The organism is Nocardioides yefusunii (genome assembly GCF_004014875.1).
GTDB lineage: Bacteria > Actinomycetota > Actinomycetes > Propionibacteriales > Nocardioidaceae > Nocardioides > Nocardioides yefusunii.
The window spans coordinates 233,572-250,650 of the sequence record NZ_CP034929.1 but is presented as its reverse complement, the minus strand read 5'-3'; the positions used below and the strand labels follow the sequence as shown (position 1 = coordinate 250,650).

13 protein-coding genes and 2 rRNA genes are annotated in these 17,079 nt (G+C 64.8%); 6 read left to right on the top strand and 9 right to left on the bottom strand.

The annotated features are described in order from the left end of the window. Positions 1-42: 42 nt before the first annotated feature. From EOV43_RS01035 to EOV43_RS01020, 4 genes are all read right to left on the bottom strand, one after another. A 23S ribosomal RNA gene (locus tag EOV43_RS01035) occupies positions 43-3,145 on the bottom strand. 398 nt (positions 3,146-3,543) lie between these two features. Further along, positions 3,544-5,060, bottom strand: a 16S ribosomal RNA gene (locus EOV43_RS01030). Together the 16S and 23S rRNA genes form the textbook arrangement of a ribosomal RNA operon. Before the next feature lie 444 nt (positions 5,061-5,504). After that, entirely contained in the window at positions 5,505-5,957 is a 453-nt protein-coding gene (locus EOV43_RS01025) for a pyridoxamine 5'-phosphate oxidase family protein (protein ID WP_128219292.1), read from the bottom strand. Between the two features lie 60 nt (positions 5,958-6,017). Continuing rightward, complete coding sequence (locus EOV43_RS01020; RefSeq protein WP_128219291.1) at positions 6,018-6,611, bottom strand: hypothetical protein; 594 nt, start codon at positions 6,609-6,611, stop codon at positions 6,018-6,020. Positions 6,612-6,794: 183 nt separating this feature from the next. Here EOV43_RS01020 and EOV43_RS01015 point away from each other — a divergent pair, with 183 nt between their 5' ends. Further along, on the top strand, positions 6,795-7,160 hold the full coding sequence (locus EOV43_RS01015; protein WP_128219290.1) for a DUF3054 domain-containing protein: 366 nt from the start codon (positions 6,795-6,797) through the stop codon (positions 7,158-7,160). 31 nt (positions 7,161-7,191) lie between these two features. On the opposite strand, the gene EOV43_RS01010 is transcribed toward EOV43_RS01015, so the two are convergent. The 3 genes from EOV43_RS01010 to EOV43_RS01000 all read right to left on the bottom strand — a co-directional run bounded on the left by EOV43_RS01010 (position 7,192) and on the right by EOV43_RS01000 (position 10,135). After that, positions 7,192-7,452 (bottom strand): hypothetical protein, encoded by a 261-nt coding sequence (locus EOV43_RS01010; RefSeq protein WP_128219289.1) that lies wholly within the window; start codon positions 7,450-7,452, stop codon positions 7,192-7,194. Positions 7,453-7,533: 81 nt separating this feature from the next. After that, the gene (locus EOV43_RS01005; protein WP_128219288.1) at positions 7,534-9,183 is read right to left on the bottom strand and encodes an ABC-F family ATP-binding cassette domain-containing protein; all 1,650 of its coding nucleotides are present in this window, start codon (positions 9,181-9,183) and stop codon (positions 7,534-7,536) included. Positions 9,184-9,253: 70 nt separating this feature from the next. After that, positions 9,254-10,135 carry a hypothetical protein gene (locus tag EOV43_RS01000; RefSeq protein ID WP_128219287.1) on the bottom strand — a complete coding sequence of 294 codons (882 nt, stop codon included), beginning with the start codon at positions 10,133-10,135 and terminating at the stop codon, positions 9,254-9,256. Positions 10,136-10,295: 160 nt separating this feature from the next. Between EOV43_RS01000 and EOV43_RS00995 the strand changes: the two genes are divergently transcribed. The 5 genes from EOV43_RS00995 (at position 10,296) to EOV43_RS00975 (ending at position 13,778) form a co-directional block, all read left to right on the top strand. After that, positions 10,296-10,877: a GNAT family N-acetyltransferase gene (locus EOV43_RS00995; protein WP_128219286.1), complete on the top strand. Its 582-nt coding sequence runs from the start codon at positions 10,296-10,298 to the stop codon at positions 10,875-10,877. 98 nt (positions 10,878-10,975) lie between these two features. Further along, the gene (locus EOV43_RS00990) at positions 10,976-11,383 is read left to right on the top strand and encodes a hypothetical protein (protein ID WP_128219285.1); all 408 of its coding nucleotides are present in this window, start codon (positions 10,976-10,978) and stop codon (positions 11,381-11,383) included. Between the two features lie 325 nt (positions 11,384-11,708). Continuing rightward, positions 11,709-12,347, top strand: coding sequence for a fasciclin domain-containing protein (locus EOV43_RS00985; protein ID WP_128219284.1), 639 nt, complete (start codon positions 11,709-11,711; stop codon positions 12,345-12,347). A 34-nt stretch (positions 12,348-12,381) separates the two neighbouring features. Next, positions 12,382-13,020, top strand: a complete 639-nt coding sequence (sigK, locus tag EOV43_RS00980; RefSeq protein ID WP_239022169.1) for an ECF RNA polymerase sigma factor SigK — start codon at positions 12,382-12,384, stop codon at positions 13,018-13,020. Next, complete coding sequence (locus tag EOV43_RS00975; RefSeq protein ID WP_128219282.1) at positions 13,017-13,778, top strand: anti-sigma factor; 762 nt, start codon at positions 13,017-13,019, stop codon at positions 13,776-13,778. The genes sigK and EOV43_RS00975 overlap by 4 nt, the downstream gene beginning before the upstream one ends. A gap of 63 nt (positions 13,779-13,841) precedes the next feature. Here EOV43_RS00975 and EOV43_RS00970 read toward each other — a convergent pair whose 3' ends face one another. Then, a complete protein-coding gene (locus EOV43_RS00970) occupies positions 13,842-15,008 on the bottom strand; it encodes an acyl-CoA dehydrogenase family protein (protein WP_128219281.1) in 1,167 nt (388 codons plus the stop codon). Next, on the bottom strand, positions 15,008-17,062 hold the full coding sequence (locus tag EOV43_RS00965; RefSeq protein WP_239022168.1) for an ATP-binding protein: 2,055 nt from the start codon (positions 17,060-17,062) through the stop codon (positions 15,008-15,010). Before EOV43_RS00965 ends, EOV43_RS00970 begins: the two co-directional genes overlap by 1 nt. Positions 17,063-17,079: the final 17 nt, after the last annotated feature.

Here is a 17,079-nt window from a genome sequence, read left to right as displayed (position 1 = left end):
CGTGGCAATAACTCTTGTTGGTCGAGTTGATTTGTACGGTGTTGGGACAAGCCCTCGGCCTATTAGTACCGGTCGGCTAGGCATTACTGCTGTACACCTCCGGCCTATCAACCCAGTGTTCTGCTGGGGGCCTTAACCACTCAAGGTGGTGGGAAACCTCATCTTGAAACATGCTTCCCGCTTAGATGCATTCAGCGGTTATCACTTCCGAACGTAGCCAACCAGCCGTGCTCCTGGCGGAACAACTGGCACACCAGAGGTTCGTCCACCCCGGTCCTCTCGTACTAGGGGCAGCCTTTCTCAAGTTTCCAACGCGCGCGGCGGATAGGGACCGAACTGTCTCACGACGTTCTAAACCCAGCTCGCGTGCCGCTTTAATGGGCGAACAGCCCAACCCTTGGGACCTACTCCAGCCCCAGGATGCGACGAGCCGACATCGAGGTGCCAAACCATCCCGTCGATATGGACTCTTGGGGAAGATCAGCCTGTTATCCCCGGGGTACCTTTTATCCGTTGAGCGACGCCGCTTCCACATGCTGGCGCCGGATCACTAGTTCCGACTTTCGTCCCTGCTCGACATGTCTGTCTCACAGTCAAGCTCCCTTGTGCACTTACACTCGCCACCTGATTACCAACCAGGCTGAGGGAACCTTTGAGCGCCTCCGTTACATTTTAGGAGGCAACCGCCCCAGTTAAACTACCCATCAGGCACTGTCCCTGATCCGGATTACGGACCTAGGTTAGACATCTAGTACGACCAGAGTGGTATTTCAACGTCGACTCCACAAACACTGGCGTGAATGCTTCACAGTCTCCCACCTATCCTACACAAGCCGAACCAAACACCAATACCAAACTATAGTAAAGGTCCCGGGGTCTTTCCGTCCTGCCGCGCGTAACGAGCATCTTTACTCGTAGTGCAATTTCGCCGAGTCCATGGTTGAGACAGCGCCCAAGTCGTTACTCCATTCGTGCAGGTCGGAACTTACCCGACAAGGAATTTCGCTACCTTAGGATGGTTATAGTTACCACCGCCGTTTACTGGGGCTTAAGTTCTCAGCTTCGACTTGCGTCTAACCGGTCCCCTTAACCTTCCAGCACCGGGCAGGAGTCAGTCCGTATACATCGTCTTACAACTTCGCACGGACCTGTGTTTTTAGTAAACAGTCGCTTGGGCCTGGTCTCTGCGGCCATCACCGCTTCACACCGCACGGGTGCTAACGGATCCGGCCCCCCTTCTCCCGAAGTTACGGGGGCATTTTGCCGAGTTCCTTAACCATGGTTCACTCGATCGCCTTAGTATTCTCTACTTGATCACCTGAGTCGGTTTGGGGTACGGGCGGCTCGTATCTCGCTAGAGGTTTTTCTCGACAGCATAGGATCACCCACTTCACCAAACGGCTCCCCATCAGGTCTCAGGCCTATGTGTGGCGGATTTGCCTACCACACGCCCTACACCCTTGGCCGCGGACTACCATCGCCGCGGTTGGACTACCTTCCTGCGTCACCCCATCGCTTGACTACTACTGAATCGGGTCCCGTGCTCCACACACACGCCTCCACCCCGAAGGGCTTTGGTCACGGTGCTTCGGACGGTTAGCATCAACAGCCTCATCATGGGCGATACTTCGCCGGTACGGGAATATCAACCCGTTGTCCATCGACTACGCCTGTCGGCCTCGCCTTAGGTCCCGACTTACCCAGGGCAGATTAGCTTGACCCTGGAACCCTTGATCATTCGGCGGAAATGTTTCTCGCATTTCATTCGCTACTCATGCCTGCATTCTCACTCGTGTGGCCTCCACAACTGGATCACTCCGCTGCTTCACTGCCCACACGACGCTCCCCTACCCATCCAGACGCCTGGACCACGAAGGCCTAGCTTAATATCTGAATGCCATAGCTTCGGCGGATGACTTGAGCCCCGCTACATTGTCGGCGCGGAATCACTTGACCAGTGAGCTATTACGCACTCTTTCAAGGGTGGCTGCTTCCAAGCCAACCTCCTGGTTGTCAATGCGACTCCACATCCTTTTCCACTTAGTCACCGCTTAGGGGCCTTAGCTGATGGTCTGGGCTGTTTCCCTCTCGACTACGGAGCTTATCCCCCGCAGTCTCACTGCCGCGCTCTCACTTACCGGCATTCGGAGTTTGGTTAACGTCAGTAACCCGCTAGGGCCCATCGGCTATCCAGTGCTCTACCTCCGGCAAGAAACACACGACGCTGCACCTAAATGCATTTCGGGGAGAACCAGCTATCACGAAGTTTGATTGGCCTTTCACCCCTATCCACAGGTCATCCCCTCAGTTTTCAACCTAAGTGGGTTCGGTCCTCCACGCGGTCTTACCCGCGCTTCAACCTGCCCATGGATAGATCACTTCGCTTCGGGTCTAGAGCGTGCAACTCAATCGCCCTATTCGGACTCGCTTTCGCTACGGCTACCCCACACGGGTTAACCTTGCTACACACCGCTAACTCGCAGGCTCATTCTTCAAAAGGCACGCCGTCACCCTTTAACAGGCTCCGACGGATTGTAGGCACATGGTTTCAGGTACTATTTCACTCCCCGCCAGGGGTACTTTTCACCTTTCCCTCACGGTACTTGTCCGCTATCGGTCACCAAGGAGTATTTAGGCTTAACGGGTGGTCCCGCCAGATTCACACGGAATTTCAGGGGTTCCGTGTTACTTGGGGTGACACTCCAGAGATGCTGACTTACACGTACGGGGCTATCACCCTCTACGGCCAGGCTTTCCAACCTGCTTCGGCTTCATCAACATTTTCTTACTCTGTACCAGCACGGCAGTACTGATCGAGTGGCCCCACAACCCCACACCTGCAACCCCTGCCGGGTATCACACAGATGCGGTTTGGCCTCATCCGATTTCGCTCGCCACTACTCTCGGAATCACTTTTGTTTTCTCTTCCTGAGGGTACTGAGATGTTTCACTTCCCCTCGTTCCCTCCACTCACCCTATGTGTTCAGGTGAGGGTAACTGGACATGACTCCAGCTGGGTTTCCCCATTCGGACACCCCCGGATCACAGTTCGTTTACCAACTCCCCGGGGCTTATCGCAGGTTACTACGTCCTTCATCGGCTCTTGGTGCCAAGGCATCCACCATGTGCCCTTAGTAGCTTGTTCCAACATCGTCAAAACAACTCGAACTACAAAGACCATACAATTCTGCTTATTGCACATACACACTCAATAAATTGAGTATGTGATGCTCGCGTCCACTATTCAGATCTCAAACAACAAACCCACCAACCCATCCAGCCAACCGCAAGCAGTCGTCCTTCAGCGAAAGAGGCCAGAGCAAACCAGTCACACCCCACAGGGTGTGGCCTGATCCCTCAGGACCCAACAGTGTGTCTCGACCCCAACCTCTGCTCCAACATCTTCGTGTTCCACGCTTGCAAGCAAGCAGTACTAGAAAGACCTGGACTTCCAGATCAAAGTCATTCATCGACGATTCCACTAGTGAGACACCACCATGCGCAACCAAACATTCGTTGGTTGTCGGGGTGTGTGCTCCTTAGAAAGGAGGTGATCCAGCCGCACCTTCCGGTACGGCTACCTTGTTACGACTTCGTCCCAATCGCCAGCCCCACCTTCGACGGCTCCCTCCACAAGGGTTGGGCCACCGGCTTCGGGTGTTGCCGACTTTCGTGACGTGACGGGCGGTGTGTACAAGGCCCGGGAACGTATTCACCGCAGCGTTGCTGATCTGCGATTACTAGCGACTCCGACTTCATGGGGTCGAGTTGCAGACCCCAATCCGAACTGAGACCGGCTTTTTGGGATTCGCTCCCCCTCACGGGATCGCAGCCCTTTGTACCGGCCATTGTAGCATGCGTGAAGCCCTGGACATAAGGGGCATGATGACTTGACGTCATCCCCACCTTCCTCCGAGTTGACCCCGGCAGTCTCCTATGAGTCCCCACCATTACGTGCTGGCAACATAGAACGAGGGTTGCGCTCGTTGCGGGACTTAACCCAACATCTCACGACACGAGCTGACGACAGCCATGCACCACCTGTATACCGACCAAAAAGGGGCACCTATCTCTAGGTGTTTCCGGCATATGTCAAACCCAGGTAAGGTTCTTCGCGTTGCATCGAATTAATCCGCATGCTCCGCCGCTTGTGCGGGCCCCCGTCAATTCCTTTGAGTTTTAGCCTTGCGGCCGTACTCCCCAGGCGGGGCGCTTAATGCGTTAGCTGCGGCACGGAATCCATGGAATAGACCCCACACCTAGCGCCCAACGTTTACGGTGTGGACTACCAGGGTATCTAATCCTGTTCGCTCCCCACACTTTCGCTCCTCAGCGTCAGGTAATGCCCAGAGAACCGCCTTCGCCACCGGTGTTCCTCCTGATATCTGCGCATTTCACCGCTACACCAGGAATTCCGTTCTCCCCTGCATACCTCTAGTCTGCCCGTATCGGAAGCAGGCCAGGTGTTAAGCACCTGGTTTTCACTCCCGACGTGACAAACCGCCTACGAGCCCTTTACGCCCAATAATTCCGGACAACGCTCGCACCCTACGTATTACCGCGGCTGCTGGCACGTAGTTGGCCGGTGCTTCTTCTGTAGGTACCGTCACTTTCGCTTCGTCCCTACTGAAAGAGGTTTACAACCCGAAGGCAGTCATCCCTCACGCGGCGTTGCTGGATCAGGCTTTCGCCCATTGTCCAATATTCCCCACTGCTGCCTCCCGTAGGAGTCTGGGCCGTGTCTCAGTCCCAGTGTGGCCGATCACCCTCTCAGGCCGGCTACCCGTCGAAGCCTTGGTGAGCCATTACCTCACCAACAAGCTGATAGGCCGCGAGCACATCCTTCACCGCCGGAACTTTCCAACCACCTCCATGCAGAGGCAGTTCATATTCGGTATTAGACACCGTTTCCGGTGCTTATCCCGAAGTGAAGGGCAGATTACTCACGTGTTACTCACCCGTTCGCCGCTCGTGTACCCCGAAGGGCCTTACCGCTCGACTTGCATGTGTTAAGCACGCCGCCAGCGTTCGTCCTGAGCCAGGATCAAACTCTCCATTGAAATTTCAAAGAAAAGCCAATTCCCGACAGAACAAACCCCGACAATGTTGTTGTCAGAATTTATTGTCAAAAGAAATCCGTTAACTGTTCTTCCGAAGAAGACCAGTCGACGGGGCATATCAAACTAATTCGTCGACTATGACACACTGTTGAGTTCTCAAGGATCAAGCACATCCAGATCCCGCACCCACTCTTTCGAGCGGCTACTTCGTTCTGGAGCAACCCGACTAAACTTAGTCGGTGTGAATCTCTCAGTCAAACCGAGCGATTCAGGCGATTTCCGAGAAACCTAAGTCTCTCTTTGATCAAGTGGCCGCCTGGCAACAAGACCCGGTCAAGCAACCCTTCTGGGCTGTGTCCGTGTCCCTTGCGGCGACAAGAAGAACTTTAGGCCGAATGCGCCCTCCAAGGCCAATCGGCGGCCACTTGAGGCCGTTCGCGCAGGTCAGTGGGCAAACGCCGGCGGGTTGTCGAGCAGCATGGGCGAGTGGACGATGCGATCCACCTCGATGCGGATCGCCACGCGAGAGGTTCCGTTCTCCGCAGGACGCTTGTAGCGAGCCGTGTAGAGCTCGATCGCGCGATTCACCTGGGCCTCGTCGGTGACGACCTTCGCGGTTCCCTCGATCGTCGACCAACGAGGACCGTCCACTTGGCACAACGCGACGCGGGCGCCGTCGTCGGACAGGGCAGCCTCACGGATGTTGGCGACCTTGCGGGATCCGTCGCGGGTGATGATCCAGGCACACTCGTTCTCGACGTCGAGGGTCAGGCCCACCGGAACCACGTGCGGGCGTCCGTTCGGACGGATCGTGGTGAGGGTGTTGATCTGGTACTCGTCGTAGAACTCGACGATCTTGTGCGGGATCGCGTCCCAGCCGGGTCGGAAGACACTCATGACTGCATTGTGCCCGCGCCGAGAAACCTCGTCAGCCAGAGACTGTCGGTGGAGCAGCACTCACGAGGCGCAGGCCGGCGTCCGGACCGAGTACTCCCCCAGCACCACGCCGGGAGCGGGGACCGTCAGCGCCAAGGAAGCGTCGACGTCACCGGAGAAGGTGAAGGAGACCGTCTCCACCGCCGGGCCCGGGCTGAGCGTCGGACTGCCCCACGCGTCGACGGTGGGAACCGGGGCCCCGGGGACGGAAGCGGACTGGTGCTTGGTCCTGAGACCATTCGTCCGTGCCTGAGCGCTGACGTCGGCGGCCGTCGCGCTGAGCTCTGCCCCCGAAGCCAGCCACGTCAGGCGACACTCCCCTGCCCCTCGCTGGATCTCCGCACCCTCAGGCACCGGGAGCGCCTGCGGGAAGGAAGCCGGCACCGTCGTGGACGTGTTCCCGTCCACGGCGTCGTCGACCGGTGCGCTGGGCAGCGTCGCCGCGGGCTGCGGCGTCGTGGTGGACCGGCCACCAGCGGCGCCCACCAGTTCGGCGGCAGCGCGGGGCTTCGGCTCTGCTGGGTCCGCGCCGCACCCGGAGAGGGCCGCCACCAGGAGGAACGGGAGGGCAGCGGTGAGCGCCAGGCGTCCCGCAGTGTGCGCGGATACGTGCATGGTGCCTCCCGACGACGAGGAATGAACAGCGACGGTGTGTCTCAGTTCACAGTCTCAGGAGACAGCACGAAAGGAAACAGGCCAACGGGTTTCTCGTCCTGACTTTTCTGAAAGCGGGCTGGGGCCCGCTCCCTCAGCCAAGCCCTCCTGCGCCACCGTGGCGCGGAGTGGGAGCATCGGTGCATGAACAGCGACAGCCCCTACCTCCGTCGTCTCGGCCCGTTCGCACTCGACGTCGTCCTCGTCGTCGTGTTCGCGACGCTCGGGTCCCGCACCCACGAGGGCGGGCTGTCCCTGAGCCACGTCGCGGACGTGGCCTGGCCGTTCCTCGTCGGCCTCGGCGTCGTCCACGCGGTGGCACGACGCCCGTGGTCGCTGCAGTTCGGGCTGACCGCCTGGCTCGGCACCGTCGCCATCGGCATGCTGCTGCGTCAGGCCACCGACGAAGGGACGGCGTTCTCGTTCGTCGTCGTGGCGACGCTCTTCAACCTCGCCACCCTCGTGGGCTGGCGGCTCGTCGCACTCGCGCTGCAGCGCCGCAACGCCTGAGCGCCTGAGCGCCTGAGCGCCTGAGTCAGCTTCAGGCCGTGCGGCGGGCGAGGAACCCGCCCACGGCTGCCCCGGCCAGCGGCACCAGCCACAACAGCCACGACGCCTGCAGGGACGCACTGAGCTCCCGGCCCGCGTCGTCGAACTGGGCACGGAAGAGGCCGAGATCGACGGTGTTCGGCCCTAGGACGGCCACCGCGAGCACCACCGCTCCGGCGAGCACCACGAGGGCAGCACCGACACAGGCACCCTTCTCGGCGCCCGTCACGACACACCGCGTGCTGGTCTTCATCGTCCACTCCCTGCAGTCAGATCCTGCGCAAGTGTGCTCCCCGGCTGCCGCGACGTCCACCCTCATGAGGTGTGACGTCGGTCAGAGCTGCGTGACCTGCCCGTTCTCGACCAGCCAACGGCGGTCGACGCGGACGTTGTCGAGCAGACGACGGTCGTGCGATACCAGCAGCAACGTGCCCGGGTAGGACTCCAGGGCCTGCTCCAACTGCTCGATCGCCGGCAGGTCGAGGTGGTTGGTCGGCTCGTCGAGCACCAACAAGTTGACGCCACGGGCCTGCAGCAGCGCCATCGCGGCACGCGTGCGCTCACCCCCGGAGAGACGCCCCACCAACGAGGTGACCTGGTCGGCCTTGAGACCGAACTTGGCCAGCAACGTGCGGACCTCGGCCGGCGTCATCTCCGGGACCAGACGCTCGAAGGCGTCGCCGAGGGGGAGGTCGTCGGCCAGACCGGTACGCGCCTGGTCGATGCGACCGACCTCGACCGTCGTGCCCAGGGAGTGACGGCCCTCGGTCGGCGTCAGCTCACCCAGCAGCAGCTTGAGCAGGGTCGACTTGCCGGCACCGTTCGGGCCGGTGATGCCGATCCGGTCGCCGGCGCTCACCTGCAGCGAGACCGGGCCGAGGGTGTAGGCGTCGTCGCCCTCACCGAACCGGACCACGGCCTGGTCCAGCGTCGCCGCGACCGTGGAGCCGCGCGGCGCGACGGCGATGTCGAACTGGAGCACCCACTCCTTGCGGGGCTCCTCGACCTCGTCCAGACGCGCGATCCGGGACTCCATCTGGCGGACCTTCTGGGCCTGCTTCTCGCTCGACTCCGAGGACGCCTTGCGGCGGATCTTGTCGTTGTCGGGGTTCTTCTTCATCGCGTTGCGGACACCCTGCGAGGACCACTCCCGCTGCACCCGGGCCCGGGAGACGAGGTCGGCCTTCTTGTCGGCGAACTCGTCGTACGCCTCACGGGCGTGACGCTTCGCGACCGCGCGTTCTGCGAGGAAGGACTCGTAGCCGCCGTCGTAGACGGTGATCTCGTTCTGGGCGAGGTCGAGCTCGACGATGCGGGACGCCGCACGTGCCAGGAACTCGCGGTCGTGGGAGACCAGCACGACCCCGGCCCGCAGGGAGGAGACGAACTTCTCCAGCACTGCGAGGCCGTCGAGGTCGAGGTCGTTGGTGGGCTCGTCGAGCAGAACGACGTCGAAGGAACTCAGCAGCAGCGCAGCCAGCGCGACGCGCGCGGCCTGCCCACCCGAGAGGGACGTCATCAGAGCGTCGGTACCGAGGTCGAGGCCGAGTTCGGCCAGGACGCCGGGGAGACGGTCCTCGAGGTCGGCGGCACCCGATGCCATCCATCGGTCGAAGGCGACGGCGTAGGCGTCGTCGATCCCGGGGACGTCGGAACCCAGCAGGCCCGCGGTGCGCTCCATCTCGGCGGTGGCCTCGGTGCAGCCGGTACGACGCCCCACGTAACCGGCGATCGTCTCGCCCTCGATCCGCTCGTGCTCCTGCGGCAGGTAGCCGACGAACGCGTCGGTGGGGGCGGTGGAGACAGTGCCGTCGAGCGGCTCGACCAGCCCGGCGAGGATCTTCAACAGCGTCGACTTGCCGGCGCCGTTGGCGCCCAGGACGCCGACGACGTCGCCGGGGGCGACCGTCAGGTCCAGGCCCTCGAAGAGGGTGCGGTGACCATGACCGCCGGACAGGTTCTTCGCCACCAGGGTTCCACTCACCCGGCCAGCCTAGGTGGGCCCTCGCGTGAGAGCCCACCCGTGCGACGCGGACGTCGGAAGAGGCCGTGATTCAGGGCTTGGACTGGCAGAGGATCCGGGCGTTGCCGTAGTACCCCCAGCCGTCGGGGTTCGAGACGTCCACGACGTCCAACCGCAGCCGGAACCTCGTCCTGGTGTCGATCCGCACGGACGTGACGGAGCCGAGCCCCTTGTCGCCGAGCGAGGTCTCCGCGCCGTCGAGCGAAGCCACGAAGCGACGAACCGCTCCGGTCTCGCTGTCGTCACGCAGCCCGATCTCCGCCCGGAACTCGTCGCACTTGTACCCGAGGTTGTACTCGCCCCAACCGCTGCGCCTGTCGTAGTACGAGCCGACCGACCTGCTGAACGCCCGGCCAGCGATCGACGTTGACGCATGACTCCAGCCGTACGAGTTCACCCGGCCGAGGTCGTAGAGGTAGAACCACTGCAGCGACCACATCGCCTGCACCGGCGAGACGACGTTGTACGCCTTCTTCTTCTTGGTCTTCGGCACGACACCGAACGTGCGCCAACTGTTGACCCCGACGCCGGTGGTGATGCCGGAGACGCTGTACGTGCCCTTGCTGCTGACCTTGGCTGAGGCGACGTTGACCCACGCGCCGTTGCCGACCTTGCGCTGCAGGGTCACCTTGTTGCCCTTGAAGGTCTTGCGGGGCGCTGTCCCGGTGAACGTCGACCTCGTGCCGGTCTGGAGTCGGTAGCCCGAGGTGCGCTTGATCGTCACCTTGAGTTTCGCCCTGGCCGTCGCCGTCGCGGTGGGCGTGACCGGCGGGGTGAGGCCGACCCCGTGCGTGAGAACAGGAGCGGATCCGGGGACCGCAGGAGCGGCCGTGGCGGAAGGAGCAGCCACCAGGGCAACTCCCAGCGAGAACGCGGCGAACCTGGCCGCGCGTGAGGATGAAGGCGTGGTCATGCTCCACCGTGACATCCCGTGGAGCACCCGGAAAAGGGTCTTCCTGAGCTGAGCAGTGGCGAAATCGGCTGGCTGCGAAAACATCCCTGACCTGCGATGACCCCCGACGAACCAGCGCATTCTGGGTACAGGCACCGGCCTCCCCCGCCATGCTGGATCCATGTCGACCACGCTCTCCGTCCTCGCCGCCCGCGCGAAGGACGTTGACGCCGCCGCCGAGTCGCTGGCTCTTGCCTACGAGCACAACCCGTGGGCGACGTGGGTGATCCCGGCCAAGAACCGCCTCGAGCGCCTCTACGAACTCCAGCGGCTCTACCTGCGCCACGCCCTCGAGCACGGACTGGTGCTGACGACGCCGCAGGGCACCGGAGCGATCGCGTTGCTGCCCACCGACGCTCCCGACCCCAACGACGACGTCGTGGACCGGATCCTGGACCTACACGGCGAGCACGTCGACCGGCTCTCCCTCGAGACGCCAGCGCCCTCCCTCGCCGGCGCCTGGAACGTCGAGAGTCTGGGTGTGCACCCCGAGCACACCCGGCTCGGGATCGGCAGCGCCCTGGTGGTGCAGGCACTGCTGCGGATGCGTGCGATCGGAGCGCCCACCACGGTCACGACCTCCGACCCCCGGAACCTGAAGTTCTACGGTCGTTACGGGTTCACGACCGCGGCGCACCGCCCTGCATCAAGCACTCCGGACGGCGCCGGACCCGACGTGTGGACCCTGCACCGCACCACCTGAGGCGCACCGGTGCCCTGTAGGGACGAATCCCGAGACGCACCGTTCCCCCGGCCCGAGACACCTTCTAGGTTCATGACCCCACCGACCTGAGGAGTGACGTGCACCAGAGCGACCTGCGGTACCTCAAGCGAGTCACCGGCGCGCTGCGGTGGCGTCATGTGGAGGACGAGCAGATCGTCCTCGTGCTCCGCGACCTGCGACGCGACCTGCGTCGCACCGGGTTCAGTGCCCAGGACCAGTTCGGCGACGTCGCCGACTTCGTTTCCGGTGTGCCGAAGGGGTCGAAGTGGCCCCTGGGGCAGCTGATCGGGTTCGGGCTCGCAGCGCTGCTGCTCGTGGGGTGGGTCGTGACGGTGTGGTTCCTGCGCGGGGACGTTCTCTCGTTGAAGCAGGCGGCGGTGCTGACCGTGCCCGTCGTGCTGGGTGCGGTCGCGCTGGTGGGGTTGGGGCGCCTGTTCGACATGCGCCTGCCCCAGGGCTGGCGCCGCACGAACTCTCGCTCCTGAGCGTCGGTCCACGGGCGTCTGCGGCTCGTCGCAACAGCCGCAGGACTGGGCGATCGGGGCAAAGGAGACGACGTTGAAACGCATGTGCCCTCTTCACGCCCGGTCGGCGACTGGTCCGGACCACTGGTCCTCATCCTCGGGGAATGAGGCGTCTGACGCGGTGGTGCGGCGCCTCCCGAGGCTCCGCTGCGTCGTCCCCGGAATTTTTTTCGCGAGGGACCAATCCGTGCGCGCCACGGCACCGAACCATCTGTGACGGCAACCACACGAGTGGTCGTCACGGCACTGGTCAGTCGCTCTCAGCGACCACACGAAAGGCACCGACATGAAGCGCATCTCCCGCACCGCACCGCTGGCTGCTCTCGCCCTCACGCTCGCGCTGGGACTCTCGGCCTGCGGCGACGACGACTCCTCGGAGTCGACGACTCCCCAGGAGACCATGACGACGACCCCCAGCCCCTCCGCCACCGACGCCGCGACCGAGGACGCCACGAGCGGCTCCTCGCCGTTCGGCCCGGCCTGCGCCTCGCTCCCCGAGTCCGGTGACGGATCGGCGGCGAAGATGGCCACCCAGCCGGTCGCCACCGCCGCAGCCGGCAACCCGCTGCTGACCACGCTCGCCACCGCTGTCGAGGCCGCCGGACTGGTCGACACCCTCAACGATGCCGAGGCCCTCACCGTCTTCGCGCCCACCAACGACGCGTTCGCCAAGATCCCCGCCGACGACCTCAAGGCCCTGCTCGCCGACAAGGAAGCCCTGACCAAGGTGCTGACCCACCACGTCGTCGGCGCCGCAGCTGACCGCGACGCCGTTGTCGCCGAGCACGAGACCCTCAACATGGACACCGTGAAGGTCACCGCGTCGGGCGACGACTACGAGGTCGACGGTGCTGCGGTGCTCTGCGGCGACGTCGACACGAAGAATGCGAAGGTGTACGTCATCGACACCGTGCTCATGCCCTGAGCCCACGACGTCACCGACACCGACGAGGACTGACGTGGACCACCTCCGGCCCGTTCCCCCCGGGGCCGCCGCACCTGCGGCGGTCCCGGGGTCCGGCCTCCCCATCCCCGCACCGGACGACCTGACGTCGTTGTTGCGCCGTGCTGCGCGCGGCGACGAGACCGCGTTCGGCGAGTTCTACGACGCCACCGTCGCGCAGGCCCACGGCCTGGCCCTGCGGGTGGTCCGCAATCCCAGCCACGCCCAGGAGGTGACCCAGGAGGCCTATCTGGAGGTGTGGCGCCACGGTGCCCGCTTCGACGCCTCACGCGGATCGGCCCGCGGCTGGCTGCTGACGATCGTGCACCGCGCGGCCGTCGACCGGGTCCGCTCCACCGAGAGCGCGACCCGACGCGAACACGCGTGGGAGCAGCAGAGCGTCGAGGCGCAGGCCCCGGCGTCCGGGACCGACCAGACCGCCGAAGCGGTCGAGGACGCCCTCGAACGACGACGGGTACGGGCGGCCGTCGCCGGCCTGACGCCGGTGCAGCGCGAGGCAGTGGCTCTGGCCTACTTCGGTGGCTACACCCATACCGAGGTCGCGACGATGCTGGAGGTGCCGCTCGGCACCGCCAAGACCCGAATCCGAGACGGCCTGATCCGGCTGCGCGACGCCCTGGGGGTGCTCCGATGAACGACATCCACCTGCTGACCGGGGCCTACGTGCTGGACGCCCTCGACCCGCTCGAGGACGCAGAGTTCGAGTCGCACCTGACGCGCTGCCCCGACTGCGCCGAAGAGATCACCTCGTTCATGGAGGTCACCGCCCGTCTCGCTGCCAGCGAGACCGTCGCGCCTCCCGCTGCCCTGCGTGCGCAGGTGCTGGGCGCGATCTCGACAGTGCGGCCGCTGCCGCCACTCGTCCCGGAGCCCGCGGACACCTTCGACTCTCCTGCCGAGGACGGGCAGGCGCACGACGTCGTCGTCCCGCTCGCTCCACGTGCGCGTCGTCGTCGGTTCGTCGGCCTGGTCGCGGCGGCTGCCGTGGTCGTGGCCGGTGTCGGCGTCACCGTCTGGAGTCCGTGGAAGGACGAGCCGACCCGCAGCGTCACCGAACTGGTGCTGGTGGCTGACGACGCCCAACGCGAGTTCGTCGACCTCGGGGCCGCAGGACGGGCCACCGTGATCCGGTCCGTCACCGAGGACCGCGCCGTGCTCGTCACCGAGGACATGGTCGCCCCGCCCGAGGGCTCCGTCTACCAGGTGTGGCTCCAGACCCCGGCCGACGACATGGTCCCAGCCGCGGTCATGGACGTGGTCCCCGACCAGACGATCCTGCTCGACGGCGCAGCCGGCGAGGCGATCGGCGTGGGCATCACCGTCGAACCCGTGGGTGGCTCCGCAGCACCGACATCGGACCCGATCGTGCTGTTCGACCTGAGCGACGACTGACGCATGACGAAGCCCCGGACCGAGTGGTCCGGGGCTTCGTCATGCCTGTGGTCAGTACGAGGGTCAGTACGACTTGGGCAGACCCAGCGAGTGCATCGCCACGAAGTTGAGGATCATCTCCCGGCTCACCGGAGCGATCCGGCCCAGACGAGCCGCGACCATCATGTTGGCCAGGCCGTACTCGACCGTCAGACCGTTGCCGCCGTGGGTGTGGACCGCGACGTCCGTGGCGTTGCAGGCGATCTCGCCGCCGGCGTACTTGGCCATGTTGGCGTACTCACCGGCACCGAAGTCGTCGCCGGCGTCGTAGAGGGCCGCCGCCTTCTGCCACAGCAGACGTGCCTGCTCGAGCTCGATCTTGGCCTTCGCCAGCGGGTGTGCGATGCCCTGGTGGGTACCGATCGGCGCCTTCCAGACGGTGCGGACCTTGGCGTACTCGACCGCGCGGTCGAGGGCGAACTTCGCCATGCCGCAGGAGAACGCCGCACCCATGATGCGCTCGGGGTTGAGGCCCGCGAAGAGCTGCACCAGACCGGCGTCCTCGTCACCGACGAGAGCGTCGGCGGGAAGGCGGACGTCGTCGAGGAAGAGCGTGAACTGCTTCTCCGGGGCCGACCAGGCCATCGGGATGACCTGCTTGGAGAAACCGGCCGCGTCGGTCGGGACGACGAAGAGGCACGGCTTGAGCTTGCCGGTCTTCGCGTCCTCGGCACGAGCGACGATCAGCACCAGCTGGGCCTCGTCGACACCGGAGATGAAGGTCTTCTGTCCCTTCAGCACCCACTCCTCACCGTCGCGCGAGGCGGTGGTGGTGATCTGGTGGGAGTTGGAACCGGCGTCGGCCTCGGTGATGCCGAAGGCCATCGTGATCGCGCCTTCGGCGATGCCGGGGAGCCAGCGCTGCTTCTGCTCCTCGGTTCCGTATCGGGAGATGATCGAGCCGCAGATGGCCTGGGAGACCACCATCATGAGCAGCGGCGCACCCGCGGCCGCGCACTCCTCGAGGACTGCGGCGAGGTCGGACATGCCGCCTCCACCGCCGCCGTACTCCTCGGCGATGTTGACGCCCAGGAAGCCGTTGGCACCCATCTCCTGCCACAGCTCGGTGGTCTTGCCACCCTCCGCGGCCTGCTTCTCGACGTACTCACGGCCGTACTTGCCGGCCAGCTTCGCGACGGCCTCACGCAGCGCGATGCGCTCCTCGGGCTCGGTGAACATGGTCTGGGTCATCAGTTCTCTCCCTCTGCGGCTGCGTCGTCGGCAGAGTCGACGACGGCGAGGACGTCACCGGCACCGACCTGGCTCCCGGCCGTGACCGGGAGGCTGGACACGACGCCGTAGACCGGCGCAGTGATGGTGTGCTGCATCTTCATGGCCTCCATCACGAGGATGGTCTGACCGGCGGTGACGGCGTCGCCCTCGGCGACGGACACCGAGATCACGGCGCCCGGCATCGGTGCGAGGAGCGAACCGACCGCGACCTGCTCGGACGGGTCGACGAAGCGCGGCACCTTGGTGAGCTTCACGTAGCCGCCTGCGCTGTCGACGTGGACGACCGGGGCGCTGAGGCTGCCCGCTGCGGTGTCGACGACGACGGCGTAGGTGGTCGCGACCCCGTCGGACTCCACGGTCACGTCCCAGGACGTCGCCGTGGTCTGCAGCGTGCGGGACACCGAGAGCCCGTGGGACGTGACACCGTCACGGCCACCGAACCACTCCACCTGCACGTGCGGCTCGATTCCGTCGAGAGTGAACTCGGTGACCTGCGGGGCGGAGACGACGTTGCGCCAGCCGATCGGCGAACCCTTCTGGACCCGACGCTCGGCGCGGTACTTCTCCTGCAGCGCGACGGTCGCGGCGAAGGAGGCCAGACGCACCGTCTCCGCGTCGAACGAGGACGCGCGTGCTGCCAGATGCTGGATCTCGAAGAAGTCGGTGGAGACGTCACCGGCGGCGAACACCGGGTGACGCAGCACCTCGACCAACAGGTCGCGGTTGGTGGTGAGGCCGTGCAGCGTCGCCTTCTCCAGCGCACCGGCGAGCTGACGCAGCGCCTGGGCACGGGTCGGGGCCCACACGATCACCTTGGCGAGCATCGCGTCGTAGTGGGTGCCGACCTCGGAACCGGCCACGAAGCCGGTGTCGAGACGAAGCCATCCGGAGTTGCCCGCGGCAGGAAGCTCGAACTCGGTGACGACGCCCGGGATCTCGAACGACGTGAGCGTGCCCGACTGCGGCTGCCAGTCGTTGGCGGGGTCCTCGGCGTAGAGGCGGACCTCGACGGCGTGACCGTTCGGCTCCCCCACGGCGGTGGAGACGGGGTGGCCCTCGGCGACGTTGATCTGCTGCTCGACCAGGTCGACTCCGAAGATCGCCTCACTGACCGGGTGCTCCACCTGGAGGCGGGTGTTCATCTCCAGGAACCAGAACCGCGACGGGTCGTTGGCGTCGACGAGGAACTCGACGGTGCCGGCACCGACGTAGTCGATCGCGGACGCAGCCAGGCGGGCAGCGTCGTGCAGGGCGGTGCGGGTGGCGTCGTCCAGCCCCGGGGCCGGGGCCTCCTCGACCACCTTCTGGTGGCGCCGCTGGATCGAGCAGTCGCGCTCACCGAAGACGGCGACGTTGCCGTGACGGTCACCCACGACCTGCACCTCGACGTGGCGGCCGTGCTCGACGTACGGCTCGACGAAGACGGTGCCGTCACCGAACGCGGACGCGGCCTCGTTGGAGGCGAGGTCGACCTCACTGGCCAGTGCGGCCAGGTCGCGAACGATCCGCATACCGCGACCGCCACCGCCGGCGCTGGCCTTCACCAGCAACGGCAGGTCGGCTTCGGTCGCGGTGGTGCCGAGGTCGGCGAGCACCGGGACACCGGCGGCCTCCATCAGCTTCTTCGACTCGATCTTCGAACCCATCGAGTCGATCGAGGACGGGTCCGGGCCGAGCCAGGTGATCCCGGCCTCGATCACGGCGCGGGCGAAGTCGGCGTTCTCGGAAAGGAAGCCGTAGCCGGGGTGGATCGCGTCGGCGCCGGTCTTCTTCGCGGCCTCGATCACGAGCTCGCCACGCAGGTACGTCTCGGCCGGGGTGTTGCCCGGCAGGCGCACGGCCTGGTCGGCCTCGGCGACGAACGGCAGGGCCGCGTCGGCGTCGGAGTGGACGGCGACAGTGCCGATCCCCAGACGACGGGCGGTAGTGAAGACGCGTCGGGCGATCTCGCCGCGGTTGGCGACCAGGATCTTCGTGATCACGGTCGTGGCAGGAGCAGTGGTCTCAGTCATGGAAGTAGTCATTCCTC

Bases quoted from the DNA above. Each gene is read 5' to 3' on its own strand.
- EOV43_RS01025 (WP_128219292.1), bottom strand. From the start codon at position 5,957: ATGAGTGTCTTCCGACCCGGCTGGGACGCGATCCCGCACAAGATCGTC.
- EOV43_RS01020 (WP_128219291.1), bottom strand. From the start codon at position 6,611: ATGCACGTATCCGCGCACACTGCGGGACGCCTGGCGCTCACCGCTGCC.
- EOV43_RS01015 (WP_128219290.1), top strand. From the start codon at position 6,795: ATGAACAGCGACAGCCCCTACCTCCGTCGTCTCGGCCCGTTCGCACTC.
- EOV43_RS01010 (WP_128219289.1), bottom strand. From the start codon at position 7,452: ATGAAGACCAGCACGCGGTGTGTCGTGACGGGCGCCGAGAAGGGTGCC.
- EOV43_RS01000 (WP_128219287.1), bottom strand. From the start codon at position 10,135: ATGACCACGCCTTCATCCTCACGCGCGGCCAGGTTCGCCGCGTTCTCG.
- EOV43_RS00995 (WP_128219286.1), top strand. From the start codon at position 10,296: ATGTCGACCACGCTCTCCGTCCTCGCCGCCCGCGCGAAGGACGTTGAC.
- EOV43_RS00985 (WP_128219284.1), top strand. From the start codon at position 11,709: ATGAAGCGCATCTCCCGCACCGCACCGCTGGCTGCTCTCGCCCTCACG.
- EOV43_RS00975 (WP_128219282.1), top strand. From the start codon at position 13,017: ATGAACGACATCCACCTGCTGACCGGGGCCTACGTGCTGGACGCCCTC.
- EOV43_RS00970 (WP_128219281.1), bottom strand. From the start codon at position 15,008: ATGACCCAGACCATGTTCACCGAGCCCGAGGAGCGCATCGCGCTGCGT.
- EOV43_RS00965 (WP_239022168.1), bottom strand. From the start codon at position 17,062: ATGACTGAGACCACTGCTCCTGCCACGACCGTGATCACGAAGATCCTG.